The sequence below is a fragment of the Amphibacillus marinus genome, assembly GCF_900110345.1.
Lineage (GTDB): Bacteria > Bacillota > Bacilli > Bacillales > Amphibacillaceae > Amphibacillus_D > Amphibacillus_D marinus.
This window is the reverse complement of record NZ_FODJ01000004.1, coordinates 140,279-153,197: the sequence shown is the minus strand read 5'-3', so window position 1 is coordinate 153,197 and position 12,919 is coordinate 140,279. Positions and strand designations below refer to the sequence as shown.

Annotated in this window: 13 protein-coding genes; 4 read left to right on the top strand and 9 right to left on the bottom strand. The window is 39.2% G+C overall.

Translation table 11 applies throughout. The features are described 5' to 3' along the window. Positions 1-48: 48 nt before the first annotated feature. The 3 genes from BM000_RS07790 to BM000_RS07780 all read right to left on the bottom strand — a co-directional run bounded on the left by BM000_RS07790 (position 49) and on the right by BM000_RS07780 (position 3,684). Entirely contained in the window at positions 49-1,719 is a 1,671-nt protein-coding gene (locus tag BM000_RS07790; protein WP_091496567.1) for a formate--tetrahydrofolate ligase, read from the bottom strand. A gap of 295 nt (positions 1,720-2,014) precedes the next feature. Continuing rightward, complete coding sequence (locus BM000_RS07785) at positions 2,015-3,190, bottom strand: aminotransferase (protein WP_091496565.1); 1,176 nt, start codon at positions 3,188-3,190, stop codon at positions 2,015-2,017. Beyond that, complete coding sequence (locus BM000_RS07780; RefSeq protein WP_091496563.1) at positions 3,187-3,684, bottom strand: Lrp/AsnC family transcriptional regulator; 498 nt, start codon at positions 3,682-3,684, stop codon at positions 3,187-3,189. The genes BM000_RS07785 and BM000_RS07780 overlap by 4 nt, the downstream gene beginning before the upstream one ends. 189 nt (positions 3,685-3,873) lie before the next feature. Between BM000_RS07780 and BM000_RS07775 the strand changes: the two genes are divergently transcribed. From BM000_RS07775 to BM000_RS07765, 3 genes are all read left to right on the top strand, one after another. Further along, positions 3,874-4,587 carry a class I SAM-dependent methyltransferase gene (locus tag BM000_RS07775; RefSeq protein WP_177178250.1) on the top strand — a complete coding sequence of 238 codons (714 nt, stop codon included), beginning with the start codon at positions 3,874-3,876 and terminating at the stop codon, positions 4,585-4,587. After that, entirely contained in the window at positions 4,584-5,378 is a 795-nt protein-coding gene (locus tag BM000_RS07770) for a DUF2268 domain-containing putative Zn-dependent protease (protein ID WP_091496559.1), read from the top strand. The genes BM000_RS07775 and BM000_RS07770 overlap by 4 nt, the downstream gene beginning before the upstream one ends. Before the next feature lie 112 nt (positions 5,379-5,490). Further along, a complete protein-coding gene (locus BM000_RS07765; RefSeq protein WP_091496555.1) occupies positions 5,491-5,742 on the top strand; it encodes a hypothetical protein in 252 nt (83 codons plus the stop codon). A gap of 286 nt (positions 5,743-6,028) precedes the next feature. Here the strand turns inward: BM000_RS07765 and BM000_RS07760 are convergent, their stop codons facing one another. Continuing rightward, the gene (locus tag BM000_RS07760; RefSeq protein ID WP_091496553.1) at positions 6,029-6,601 is read right to left on the bottom strand and encodes a DUF1836 domain-containing protein; all 573 of its coding nucleotides are present in this window, start codon (positions 6,599-6,601) and stop codon (positions 6,029-6,031) included. A 135-nt stretch (positions 6,602-6,736) separates the two neighbouring features. Here BM000_RS07760 and trhA point away from each other — a divergent pair, with 135 nt between their 5' ends. Further along, positions 6,737-7,381, top strand: a complete 645-nt coding sequence (trhA, locus tag BM000_RS07755) for a PAQR family membrane homeostasis protein TrhA (RefSeq protein WP_091496550.1) — start codon at positions 6,737-6,739, stop codon at positions 7,379-7,381. Positions 7,382-7,476: 95 nt separating this feature from the next. Here trhA and treR read toward each other — a convergent pair whose 3' ends face one another. The 5 genes from treR to BM000_RS07730 all read right to left on the bottom strand — a co-directional run bounded on the left by treR (position 7,477) and on the right by BM000_RS07730 (position 12,814). Next, positions 7,477-8,190: a trehalose operon repressor gene (gene treR, locus BM000_RS07750; protein WP_091496548.1), complete on the bottom strand. Its 714-nt coding sequence runs from the start codon at positions 8,188-8,190 to the stop codon at positions 7,477-7,479. A 33-nt stretch (positions 8,191-8,223) separates the two neighbouring features. Beyond that, on the bottom strand, positions 8,224-9,909 hold the full coding sequence (treC, locus tag BM000_RS07745) for an alpha,alpha-phosphotrehalase (RefSeq protein WP_091496546.1): 1,686 nt from the start codon (positions 9,907-9,909) through the stop codon (positions 8,224-8,226). Between the two features lie 106 nt (positions 9,910-10,015). Continuing rightward, positions 10,016-11,452: a PTS system trehalose-specific EIIBC component gene (gene treP / locus BM000_RS07740; RefSeq protein WP_091496544.1), complete on the bottom strand. Its 1,437-nt coding sequence runs from the start codon at positions 11,450-11,452 to the stop codon at positions 10,016-10,018. 139 nt (positions 11,453-11,591) lie between these two features. Next, on the bottom strand, positions 11,592-11,945 hold the full coding sequence (locus BM000_RS07735; RefSeq protein WP_091496542.1) for a hypothetical protein: 354 nt from the start codon (positions 11,943-11,945) through the stop codon (positions 11,592-11,594). 278 nt (positions 11,946-12,223) lie between these two features. Next, the gene (locus BM000_RS07730; protein WP_091496540.1) at positions 12,224-12,814 is read right to left on the bottom strand and encodes a YpjP family protein; all 591 of its coding nucleotides are present in this window, start codon (positions 12,812-12,814) and stop codon (positions 12,224-12,226) included. Positions 12,815-12,919 lie beyond the last annotated feature (105 nt).

Below are 12,919 nucleotides of genomic sequence, written 5' to 3'. Positions count from 1 at the left end.
CTTATTGCCCGCTTCAACTGATATTTTTAGCGTAGTTAACGGCTAAGATTAGAATAGGCCCGAAGCTCTCCCTTGATCATCTAAATCCATTTTTAGCGCTGCTGGTTCCTTAGGCAGGCCCGGCATTGTTAACACCTCACCAGTCATGGCCACGATAAAGCCCGCACCAATTGATGGGCGTAATTCTCTAATTTTAATTATAAAATCTCTTGGTCGCCCGATAAGATTTGGCTGATCGGAAAGTGAATACTGTGTTTTCGCCATACATATCGGTAGCTTATCCCACCCATACTTATTAAAAAGCTTTATTTGCTCCTCGGCAACGGCAGACAGTTCTATCCCCTTCGCACCATATACTTGTTTAGCAATGTGCGTCATTTTTTCTTTTATACTCGCTGATAGATCATACAGTGGCTTGAACGAACTATTATCCTGCTCAATAGTCGCAAGCACTTGCCTTGCCAACTCCTCACCTCCACGACCACCATTAGCCCAAACTGTTGTTAATGAGACCTCAATCCTACGACGAGCACACCAAGATTTAATAAAATCAATTTCTTTTTCCGTATCTGTTCCAAATTGATTAATAGCCACAACTAGCGGTAAGCCGAACGCTTGAATTGTTTCCACGTGCTTTTCTAAATTGACTATTCCTTTCTCTAATGCAGATAAATTCTCTTCGACCAAGAATTGCTTATCTAAGCCACCATGCATTTTGAGGGCACGTATTGTGGCCACAACGACAACGGCATTTGGGGTTAAATTTCCGACCCTTGCTTTAATATTCAGGAATTTCTCCGCACCTAAATCGGCTCCGAAACCCGCTTCTGTTACCACATAATCGGCAACTTTACTCGCAAGCTTCGTCGCAACAATACTATTACACCCATGTGCAATATTGGCAAACGGACCACCATGGATAATTGCGGGTACACCTTCAATCGTTTGGACAAGATTAGGCTTTAGCGCCTCCTTAAGTAACAATGTAAGCGCACCTTGAACATTTAAGTCACGCACAAATACCGGTGTCTCGTCTAACTTATAGCCAACTACAATCTTTCCTAAGCGCTCACGAAGATCTTGATAGCTTGTAGCCAAGCATAATATTGCCATAATTTCTGATGCGACCGTAATATTAAAACCATCTTGCCTAGGAATACCTTGTTTAACACCACCCAAGCCAACAACGACCTCGCGCAGTGAACGATCATTTAAATCTAAAACTCGCTTCCACGTAATGCGTCTCGTGTCAATCCCACACGTATTTCCTTGAAAAATATGATTATCAATAAAAGCGGATAAAGCATTATTAGCCGTTGTTATCGCATGAATGTCGCCAGTAAAATGCAAATTAATCTCTTCCATGGGAACAACCTGTGAGTATCCTCCTCCAGTCGCTCCACCCTTCAGACCCATAACCGGACCTAATGAAGGCTCTCTTAATGCTACTACCGTCTTCTTGCCCAACCTTTGCAACGCTTGACCTAATCCAACACTAACTGTCGACTTCCCTTCCCCTGCTGGCGTTGGATTAATTGAGGTAACTAGTATTAATTTCCCATCTTGCTTATCAGCTAAACGATCAATTAGGTCTAATGAAAGCTTAGCTTTATAATGACCATAAGGCTCCCACTCATCTTCACGAATATTTAACCTCTCAATTACTTCATGAATTGGCTTTAATTTCACCTGATTGGCTATAGCTAAATCCGACTGCATTCAAACAACTCCTATCTTCTGAAAAATCGTACATTCTTGATGATTAATTATTAATTATTCGTATTATAACATTGTTTTTGTTAAAAATGTTAGTAATCCAAGCGTTCTCTTAGAAATTAATTAACAAGCTTGTTAATCGGGTTGTATATCAAATAGCGTTGGTTAGATAATTTCCCAAGATTAGGCGGAAGCAAAAAAGAGCCATACGAATATTTGCTTAACTAACACTATTTGATGAAGAAGCGTTAATCGTTAAACAGCGATTTATCATGTTGATAAATCGCTGTTTAACTAACTATTTAATTTTATCCTTCAAGAAAATTTTCATACGTTGCATCGCTTCAGTTAACTGTTTCATAGATGTCGCATATGAACAGCGAACATAACCCTCCCCACTTTCACCAAAGACATGACCAGGAACCACCGCTACACGTTGTTCATTCAGGAGCGCTTCTGCAAATTCCTCCGAGGTCATGCCTGTTTCCTTAATCGATGGAAAGACATAAAAAGCTCCTCCAGGCATGTGACATGGTAAGCCCATCTCATTTAAAGCCTTTACAACATAATTACGGCGTTGACGATAGCTATTCTTCATTTCTATTACACTACTCTGACTATTTCTCAGCGCTTCTAGTGCACCATATTGCGCCATTGTCGGTGCACACATAATCGTATACTGGTGAATTTTTGTCATAGCAGCAATAATAGCCTCTGGAGCTGCCGCATAACCTAAGCGCCAGCCAGTCATTGCAAAGGCTTTAGAGAAGCCCGAAATTAAAATGGTGCGTTTCTTCATGTTTTCTATTGAGGCAAAACTTGTGAATGATTCATCATAAAGGAGATCAGCATAAATTTCGTCAGAGACGACCAACAGGTCATGCTCTTCAACAACTCGTGCAATCTGATTCAGTTCATCAAGGCCAAGTGCCGCTCCAGTAGGGTTATTAGGGCTACAAATTAAAATGGCCTTTGTTTTATTCGTAATTGCTTGTTCAATTTGACTCGCTTGGATTTTAAAAGCAAATTCCTCAGTTGCTTCTACTACTACAGGTTCTCCACCGGCTAACTTAATGGTCGGTGCGTATGACACAAAGCTTGGCTCTACGACAATGACTTCATCTCCTGGATTAATAATTGCTCGAAAAGCAATATCAATAGCCTGACTTGCCCCTACAGTAATAAGGAGTTGCTTCTCAGCGTCGTAACTAACCTGATAGCTTGTTTCTAAAAAAGAACTTAATTCCTGTCGGAGCTCTAACAAACCAGCGTTAGCAGTATACGCGGTATAGCCTAACTCAAGCGAATGAAAGCTTGCTTCTATTACATTCCAAGGCGTTACAAAGTCTGGCTCACCAACCCCTAAAGAAATAACATTGTCCATTTTCGAAGCAAGATCAAAAAAACGGCGAATTCCCGAAGGCTTTAACTCATGAATATGATCGGCAATAAAGTGAGCGGAGTGATCAATCATGGCGTCACCATCATGCGGCGATCCTGGTCGTCATTCTTATCAAACACAACACCATCATGCTTGTACTTCTTTAACACAAAATGCGTTACTGTCGAAACCACTGAATCTAGGGTTGAGAGTTTATCTGAAACAAACCGACTAATCTCCATCATCGTTTGACCTTCAAGCGTAATTGATAAATCATAAGATCCGCTCATTAGGTAGAGAGCTTTGACTTCAGGAAAACGGTAAATGCGCTCTGCTACATGATCGAACCCCTTTCCTCTTACCGGTGTTACCTTAACTTCAATCATTGCTGTTACACTCTCATGCTTTAAAACCTTTGCCCAATTGACTAACGTTGAATAACCTAAAATCACACACTCATGTTCTAGCTTTTCAATCATGCTAGCCACTTCATCTATACCAAGATCTAACATACTTGCAATTGTATCAGCTGGCAAACGCCCATTTTTCTCTAAAAGCTGCAGCAACTCTACTTCCTTCTGTTCCATCTTTGACACCTGCTTTTCATTATAGTGAAATTCATTTGAATATTTAGAAATTATTCTTTATCGTACTACAAACTTGTATGAAGGTAAACAGGATTTTTTTACGATAAAGTCTTAATTGTGCGTTACTAACCGATACAAATGCTTAGCATATGCTATAAAAAATTATTTTTCAAAAAGGAGCTTAACAGAATGTCCTATTCTTATACAGATATGATTGCCGCCTTCAAAATCGGAGCTGCACATCCCGGTGGTACTAATGCCACAAAAAAAGCCATTAGCAAAATGATAACTTATCCCCATGATAGCATATTAGACGTTGGCTGTGGCATTGGTAAAACCCTAGGTTATCTTGCTACCATCACAAACAGCAAGCTTTATGGTGTAGATGCACACCCGAGAATGATCAAGCATGCCCGAGCCCATCTTGATCAATTCGCTCAAGTCATGCTCTTCCATTCAACGATAGCTGCGCTACCGATTAAAGATGAGTCAATCGATTGCATACTGGCCGAATCAGTCACCTCTTTTACTAATATCCATAGTAGTTTAAAAAAATATAACCAACTCCTTCGTCCAGCTGGTATTGCTTGCCTAATTGAACTTACGCTTGAACATGAATTAGAAGATGAGCTTCACAACGAGTTCTGTTCTTTCTACGGTTTAAATAGACTACTGTCTAAAGATGAGTGGTTAACACAGATCAAAGCCGCTGATTTTGCCATTACAGAAGTTATTAGCCTGAAACCAGAGTCTGGGGAGACTTTAGACATTGAGATAGATAATGACATCGCACCTGCTTACTTTGAACTGATGGCCTATCATTATGCACTAATTGAACAAATAAGACCAAGTCTCAGTAGCTATCTCTTCGTCTGTCAAAAAAAACCTAGACAGCCATCATGAGCATTTATCATTCTCACAACTTACTTGAAAACTATTTAAATTCTGAGAAGGATCATACAAGTTTAACCACTACCATTATAGAACCACTATCCACTGTCATTGATTCCCTTGCCCTAGTTGACTTAAAATGGCTTTTGGAGCAGCACGGTCTGTTTCAACCAGCCGCTAACAATCATAAACAGATAGAACAATTATTGAATAGTGATGTTTGGCAGCAGGTTGATGACCTTTACAAGCATTTTCAGGAGCAGTGGCATGGCCCTGATACCAAGATCATCCTACTCCCTGCTGATTTAAACAATAACGTATTAACCAAAAAATTCAACTGTATTTCCGGATTAACCGTGCAAGCTACCATCTTTCTTTTTATAACTGACAAAATATTACCTGAACAGCTAAAAGCATTAATTGTTCATGAGTATAGCCACGCGTATCGATTGAGCACAACTCGGCGTTTAACTCTGCTAGACACAATTATTCTAGAAGGCGTTGCCGAGTACCTCGTTCATGCATACTGCGATAGCAATCTGCAAACATCCGGGTTATTCTCTTCACCTCTAAAAAAAGCATCTTTTCTTTCCGTTTGGAATAAATGGGTCAAACCGAATTTAACTATTTACGAAAGGCATCCGCTGCATAGTCGGATTATGTATGGTAACGTTGAGGATCTACCAGACTTAGCTGGCTATCAGGTTGGTTACTATCTTGTTTCGGAGTGGGCAAGACAAACTAACGCCAGTAGGACCCTTGTCCTAAATACACCAGCAGAATTATTTTTATCGATCCTTTAAACTTCAGCGTTTATCCTCTACATTACTTATATATTTATCATATGTTGTAGTAAGTGTTCAAAAACATTGGTTGAACATGATGATTTTCTTCTGTAGAGAAAGGAGCGATAACATGTCTGGCCATTATCATACCTGCTGTCAAAACATTGGTAGACCTGTATCCATTCGGACAGTTGATGGTAGAGAGCATCGAGGGGTCATTCGTAACGTTACCCAGTCACACGTTTATTTAGAACCTTTTGGCGGACGTCCTACGGGTCACAGTTGGGGCTATTGGGGCTGGGGCGCTGGTTCCGGCTTCGGATTAGGAATTGCATTAGGCGCAATCGGTACATTAGCAATCCTACCCTGGTTCTTTATTTAATTCCAGAGTATCTTTAATTCTGGATCATTCACAAGCGACTGGGACAAAAGCTTAATTAGATAAGGAAAATCCGAACATTATGTCTGAAAGCGTATAGCGCTTCGGTAAAATACTTCGCTTTCCGTGGGCACGGCTTCGGCTAACTGTGTGAAGAAAGACACTTCACACAGTGGATCCTCAGCTCATGCTGTTCCCACAGGAGTCTACGTATTTTACCTACGCTTAATCAGAATGTTCGGATACCCTGTTTCAATATTTAGTTATGTCCCAGTCGCTTTTTCACCTGTTAATGATCAGCAGAGTCTTGTTTGACATTTGTTTGATCAATTAGTCGTTCCGCCATTTTTCGATACATATTACTGTAATGAATAAGTGAAACAATCATTAGAAACGTTTCTAATTGCTCATCCTGATTAGGTAATTGACCTTGAATGCTGGCAGTCTGCTGTTCAAGGGATTTGACAAAATCACTTGATTGCATATCCATTAATGCCGAATAAGTCTGATAGATTGAAGCTAAGTCTTCGCCCCGCTCCTCAATAGTGGTAACAAGCTGCAAAACATGACTAATATCCTGGATGGATAACGCTCCCTTTAACTGGTAAATCCATTGAATTAACATGATGTGTGCTTCCGTGTACTTTTTGTTTTTTATTGTTGGAAGTAATTTCCCCTTTGCATAATTATTAATCATTGTCTTCGTCAATATTTTTTCATCAGGCTGCCGTTTACTATTATGATAAGTTTGTTCAAACAATTGCGTAACCTGATCCATGTATAGTGCTAATGATGGAATATTATCTGCCTTAATATAGGTATCTTGATGAAGGTCTTTAAGTATCTTAATCAAGTCTGTCATAACGAATCCCCGACCCTTCTTATTATTCCCTCTCATTATACGATAACGATTAGACGTCGTAAAGGTTGACTCATTTATATATTATGATATTATATTATATAGTATTAAAAACTATATAAAGGGGTTGTTTTTACATTGATAAGGTTTAGAGAACCACTAAACAGCTTCACTCACCTTTTTGGTGCTATTTTCAGCTTAATCGCTTTAGTGGCTATGCTTGTGAAAGCTGTTTATACACAAGGATCAGTTACAGTGCTCCTGTCTGTTTTAATTTTTGGAGTTAGCTTAATTTTACTTTATTGTGCTTCAACCATTTATCATGCTACTTTTGCTAAACAAACTGTAATAAAATGGTTGAGAAAAATTGATCATGCTATGATTTTCATTCTAATAGCGGGGACTTACACACCCTTTTGCTTAATCGCGCTAGATGGTATGTTTGGTTTAATTTTGCTCATTGTTATTTGGACAATTGCTTTAAGTGGTATTATTTTTAAGCTAACTTGGTTTAGCTGTCCTCGTTGGTTTTCAACATTACTGTATATATTAATGGGCTGGCTAATTGCTTTTGCCTTTGTCCCGCTCTCCCGGACAGTAGAACCAATCGGACTATCATTACTACTTATCGGTGGGATTATTTATACATTAGGAGGCATCATTTATGCCATTAAACCAAACTGGATAAAAACCAAGCACCTTGGCTTCCACGAGGTGTTTCACCTCTTTATCTTAGCTGGGTCATTGGCACATTTCTTGAGCGTTTATCAATACTTATTATAAACAGATAGCCAGCTTTCTATTGTCCAAATAAAAAAAGTATAGATAAAGCCGCTCACTTAAACCAAGTGGCCGTTTTATCTATACTCTTCAAGCATTTAATGATGTCTTCTGGCAAAGTCAACAAACCGAAATCGATCGGGTCGATGCCGAGACTCAGTGTATTGAAATAATTCTGCATTATCTAGATATACATAATTTTTAATAACCACAATATTTTGAAAGCCCGTCAAATCTAGTAACGCTTTATCTTCCACCGTTGGTTCTTCAACAGTAATTTCTTTTTTAGCAAAGCTAATTGTCAGATTAAGCTCTCCCTCAAGATATGCATAAATAGAATCCTGGCAAATTTGTTCAGTTAATGTTGGTACAACACGCGCAATTAAATAATCCTTATCAAGGATAACGCGTTCACCTGAGAAGTCTCTAATTCTGGTGACTTGCCAGACCTGCTCTTGATCATTAATTTGCAACTGCTTTTGCATGTGACGATTTGGGCTAATTAGCGACAGTTCATGGACAACTGTCTGAATCTCTTGATCAAGCTTTTCAGCTAACTCTTTAAAGCTGACGAGTCCAGAAACCGGGAAATCAAATTTATTGCGCTCTATTACAACAGAACCCTTGCCACGCACCTTTTGGATATAGCCATTTTGCGACAAGAGATTGAGTGCTTTCCTAATCGTTTCACGTGACGTTTGATAGGTATCCTTCAGTTCATTTTCGGAAGGTAAATATTGATCAACTTGCCAGTCGCCATCCTCAATTTGCTCCGCTAATTCTTGATAGATCAATACATACTTATTTTTCATATTTAACGCCTTACCTTCACATCAAATTTGTGATTAAGGAGTTACCCGATAAACAATTGCTTCATATGGTCGTAGTTCACCCTTTAATGCATGACCCGTTTGACCATTGTAATTGCCTATCAATACCTCTTCATTGCTCCACTCTCTCAAGCCCTCATGGCTGAGATCATAGTTTGCAGGTTGATTATAGAAATTATTTAAAACAATTAATTGTTCATCCTGATCCTTCCTCACATATGCAAAAATAGCACGATCCTCTGGTAAAATCAACCGATAACTGCCTGTTGTGACGATGTCGTATTGTTTTCTAAGCTTAATTAATGCCTGATAATAGTAAAAAATCGAGTCGACGTTATTAAGCGCCTGTTCAGCATTAACAGTTGGGTAGTTTGCAGCAACATTGATCCACGGCTGCTCAGCGGTTGTAAACCCAGCATGCCTGTCACCATTCCATTGTACCGGCGTTCGAGAATTGTCCCGCGATTTTTGCTTTAAAATAGCCATAATAGTTGGTTCAGGTAGCCCTTCTTCTCGTTTCATTCGATACATGTTTAATGATTCAACATCACGGTACTGATCAATATCATCAAAATTAGGGTTTGTCATCCCAAACTCTTCACCTTGGTATATATACGGGGTACCTTGCATCAGGTGAATAGTTGTTGCGAGCATTTTTGCAGATTGCTCATGATAACTACCATCATCGCCAAAACGGGAAACAACACGCGGTTGATCGTGATTACACCAGAACAAAGCATTCCAGCCGCCTCCTCGATGCATTCCCACCTGCCAATCAGATAAAATTTGCTTTAGCGCTTGAAAATCAAACGGCGCCTTCGACCATTTTTCACCACCGGGATAATCCACTTTTAAATGGTGAAAACTAAACGTCATGTCAAGCTCCTCACGCTCAGGATTCGTGTATTTAACACAGTTCGCAATTGAGGTTGATGACATCTCACCAACCGTGATCAGCTTTTTCCCTTTAAAGACATGCTGATTCATTTCGTGTAAGTACTGGTGAATCTTTGGTCCATCTGTATAAAATTTCCGACCATCTCCAGGTGCAACTGAGCCATCATCATCAGGAAAGTCTTGATCTTTCGAGATTAAATTAATAACATCTAAACGGAAGCCATCTACACCCTTGTCAATCCAAAAGTTCATCATTTCATAAACAGCATCTCTCACTTGTTCGTTCTCCCAATTAAGATCAGCTTGCGTCTTATCAAATAAGTGTAAATAATATTGGTCGGTATCTTGATCATATTGCCACGCATTACCACCAAATTTCGACTGCCAATTGGTTGGCTCCTGACCATTCTTGCCGTCTTTCCAAATATAAAAATCACGATAGGCATTGCCCTTACCACTAGCAGATTGTCTAAACCAATTGTGCGCTGTTGAGGTATGGTTAACGACAATATCCATTATGATTTTTAAGCCCCGCTGGTGCGCTTGCTCAAGCAAGCGATCAAAATCCAGCATCGTACCGTACTCACTAAAAATTTGATAATAATCAGCGATATCATAGCCATTATCATTTTGTGGTGATTCGTAAATAGGGGTTAACCACAGCACATCAACACCTAACTTTTTTAAATAATCCAATTTTTCAATAATACCGTTTATGTCCCCAGTTCCAGAACCGGTTGTGTCATTAAAGCTTTTCGGATAGATTTGATACACAACAGATTTTTTCCACCAAGCTTGCGTCACCTTCTCATCCCCTTATAGTCATTTATCTGGAATTTTTTAATTTTACAAACCACTTCAAAAAGTAGTAACAACCATTTCACATTGGGAAATGGTTGTTACTGCTTGCCTATTTACCTAATCGTTCGTATGCATTTTTTCCCATCTTGGTTTTTGCTAAAGCAAAAGTTAACACCAACGGAACTGCAATTGCTACTGCCATGGCGACTCCAAACATCAGATAATGCGCCGATTGAATAGACAAGATCCCTGGAAGCCCACCAACGCCAATTGAATTAGCCATAACGCCACTCCCAACCGAGATTACTGCAGCTATGCTCGAACCAATCATCGCCGCCAAGAATGGGAAACCATATTTAATGTTAATCCCGAACATCGCTGGCTCAGTTACACCTAGATAACAAGAGACAGCAGCTGGAATCGAAACCTGTTGTTCCTTCTCATCACGTCTATTTAAGAAGATCATTGCCACAACAGCTGATCCTTGGGCAATATTAGATAAGGCTATCATTGGCCATAAGTTAGTACCCTCAAAAATACTCATTAATTGTAAGTCAATAGCATTAGTCATGTGATGTAGTCCGGTTATAACCAATGGTGCATAGGCAAAGCCGAACACTGCTGCAAACAACCAACCAAACGCTGAGGTTAAGCCAGAATAGACTACATTAGAGATCCAATCACCGATTACCCAACCAATCGGTCCTAAAATAACATGGGCAACAATAACCGCTGGTAATAAAGCAAAAAGCGGCACAAAAATCATTGAGATAACATTTGGGATGATTTTACGTAAGCCTAATTCAAGATAAGCAAGGACAAAACCGGCAAGAATAGCTGGAATAACCTGTGCTTGATAGCCAATCATATCAACTGTCGCAAAGCCAAAATCCCAGAACGGAATTTCTGTTGCTTCAGCAACACCATAAGCATTTAATAATTGTGGAGATACCAACGTTATACCTAGTACAATACCAAGTATTTGGGTTGTCCCCATTTTACGCGTAATCGACCAAACAATCCCTACTGGTAAGAAATGAAAGATAGCTTCCCCAATTAACCAGAGAAAATCATTTGCTCCACTCCAAAACTGTGATAACTCAACAAGAGCTTGATCATTATTAGGTCCGAAATTTGGTAGTTCGCCAATTACATTACGAAAACCTAATATAAGACCCCCAACCACTAATGCAGGTATTAAAGGTGTAAATATCTCAGCAAGATTGGCAATTAACCGTTGAATAAAGCTCATATTTTGCTTAGCCGCAACTTTAGCATCCTCTTTGGATGTGTCACCGACACCCGCTATTTCACTAAACTCATTATAAAATGTCGCAACATCATTACCAATAATAATTTGAAATTGACCCGCATTAGTAAAGGTTCCTTTAACAACATCCATATCCTCAATCTTTTGTTTATCCGCTTTATCATTATCGTTTAAAACAAAGCGCATTCTTGTGGCACAGTGTGTTACTACTGAAATATTCTCATTTCCACCAATATGTTCCAAGAGCTCTTTTGCTGACTCTGTATACTTAGCCATGTTCAAACCCCTTTCTCCTAATTAATAATTAAATTAACCGAATAAAATAAATAAATGCATAAATAACTTGTATATACAAGTTACCTGTTCACGCTTTCATTTTAACTTGTATATACAAGTGAGTCAAGAGGTTTTTATTTTATTTTTTAAAAAAGGCTTGATCGACGTAACCACCCGCTTTATGAATTTCAATCAGCACATCTTCCACATCTTCTTCTTTAATTTGAAAACTAAGTACAGTATTTCTAGATTTACCTGAAGCGTCATCTTCGGCTGCTACATAATAGGCACTCGCGTTCGAGGTACCGACACTTGAATCTGGTGTATCACCAATTGTTGTCCCCGTTTGAATAAGTGGGACAACAAGATCTAAACCACTAGTTGCTTCCAGATAATCAATTAAAACATCTTGGGTATCGTATTTACTAAGCTTCGCCTTTAACTGTTCCGCTTCATCCTCATCATGTAAATAAACTTGAATTGCTCTAACCATGTTCTTCCCTCCTAAAATTTATGTTGTCAAGATAAACTTTCCCCATATTTCAAAAATCAAACATGGTATCGAGTAAGAGGGATAAGTTAATTCTGAATATGCGGTTGTTTTCGGGGCGGATTTCCACGACTTGGACTGTTTATCTACGATACTGCACCACATTTCAGCGTCCTGGACTGTTTATCCGCGATACTGCGCCACATTTCAGCAGCGTGGCAAAAACATAGCGTCCATCCATCTCATCCCAAAAAAAACAAGCTAGAAAAAGTAAACTTTTTCTAGCTCATCCATTTAGGTGGTGTATTTTTACTCCAATATACTTCTCCAATTGGGTAATGCGCTTCAAATTCATCGTCTTGCATATGATAATGGAAATTAAACCAATAACCGTCCAGTGGGCGTTTCTCTCTTCTTACATGAAATTTAGCGACAATTTGATCGTCTTTTTCACTATATAAATCAAAGATGCGCTCACCATAGCCGGCATGGTGCTGACCAATTAGTTGAAAATCAGTTGGCTCATCTACAATTTCATTAATGACATATTCAATATGAGGTAAAATTTCCTCAATGACCTGCTGATCGACTTGGTTTAAGATCTTGGGACCTAGCTTTGTCAAAGTCAACTCCCGCGCTTGAAGGCGGCATGCTTCAACAGGATCAGTTAAGGAATCCGCGCTGGCTTGTGCATCAATGACTGGAGCATGATTAAAGAGTAGTTCAGTAGTCTTTTCAGATTGGGCTCTTTCCGAACCAATCGCCTTATTATCCACTGTAGACTCAGCATCAACATCTAACGGCGGTACATAAATGCCTAACGTTAAAATTGCAACTGTTGTAACAAATAATTTCTTCAACCATAACTTCATCCTGCTGCCCCCTTCCCCAATAAACTATTAATCTTATTTTACCATAACTAAGTGGAAAGTCTATGAGGAACCCAACTATTCAACAAAAAAGCTTAAGTTGTTCTA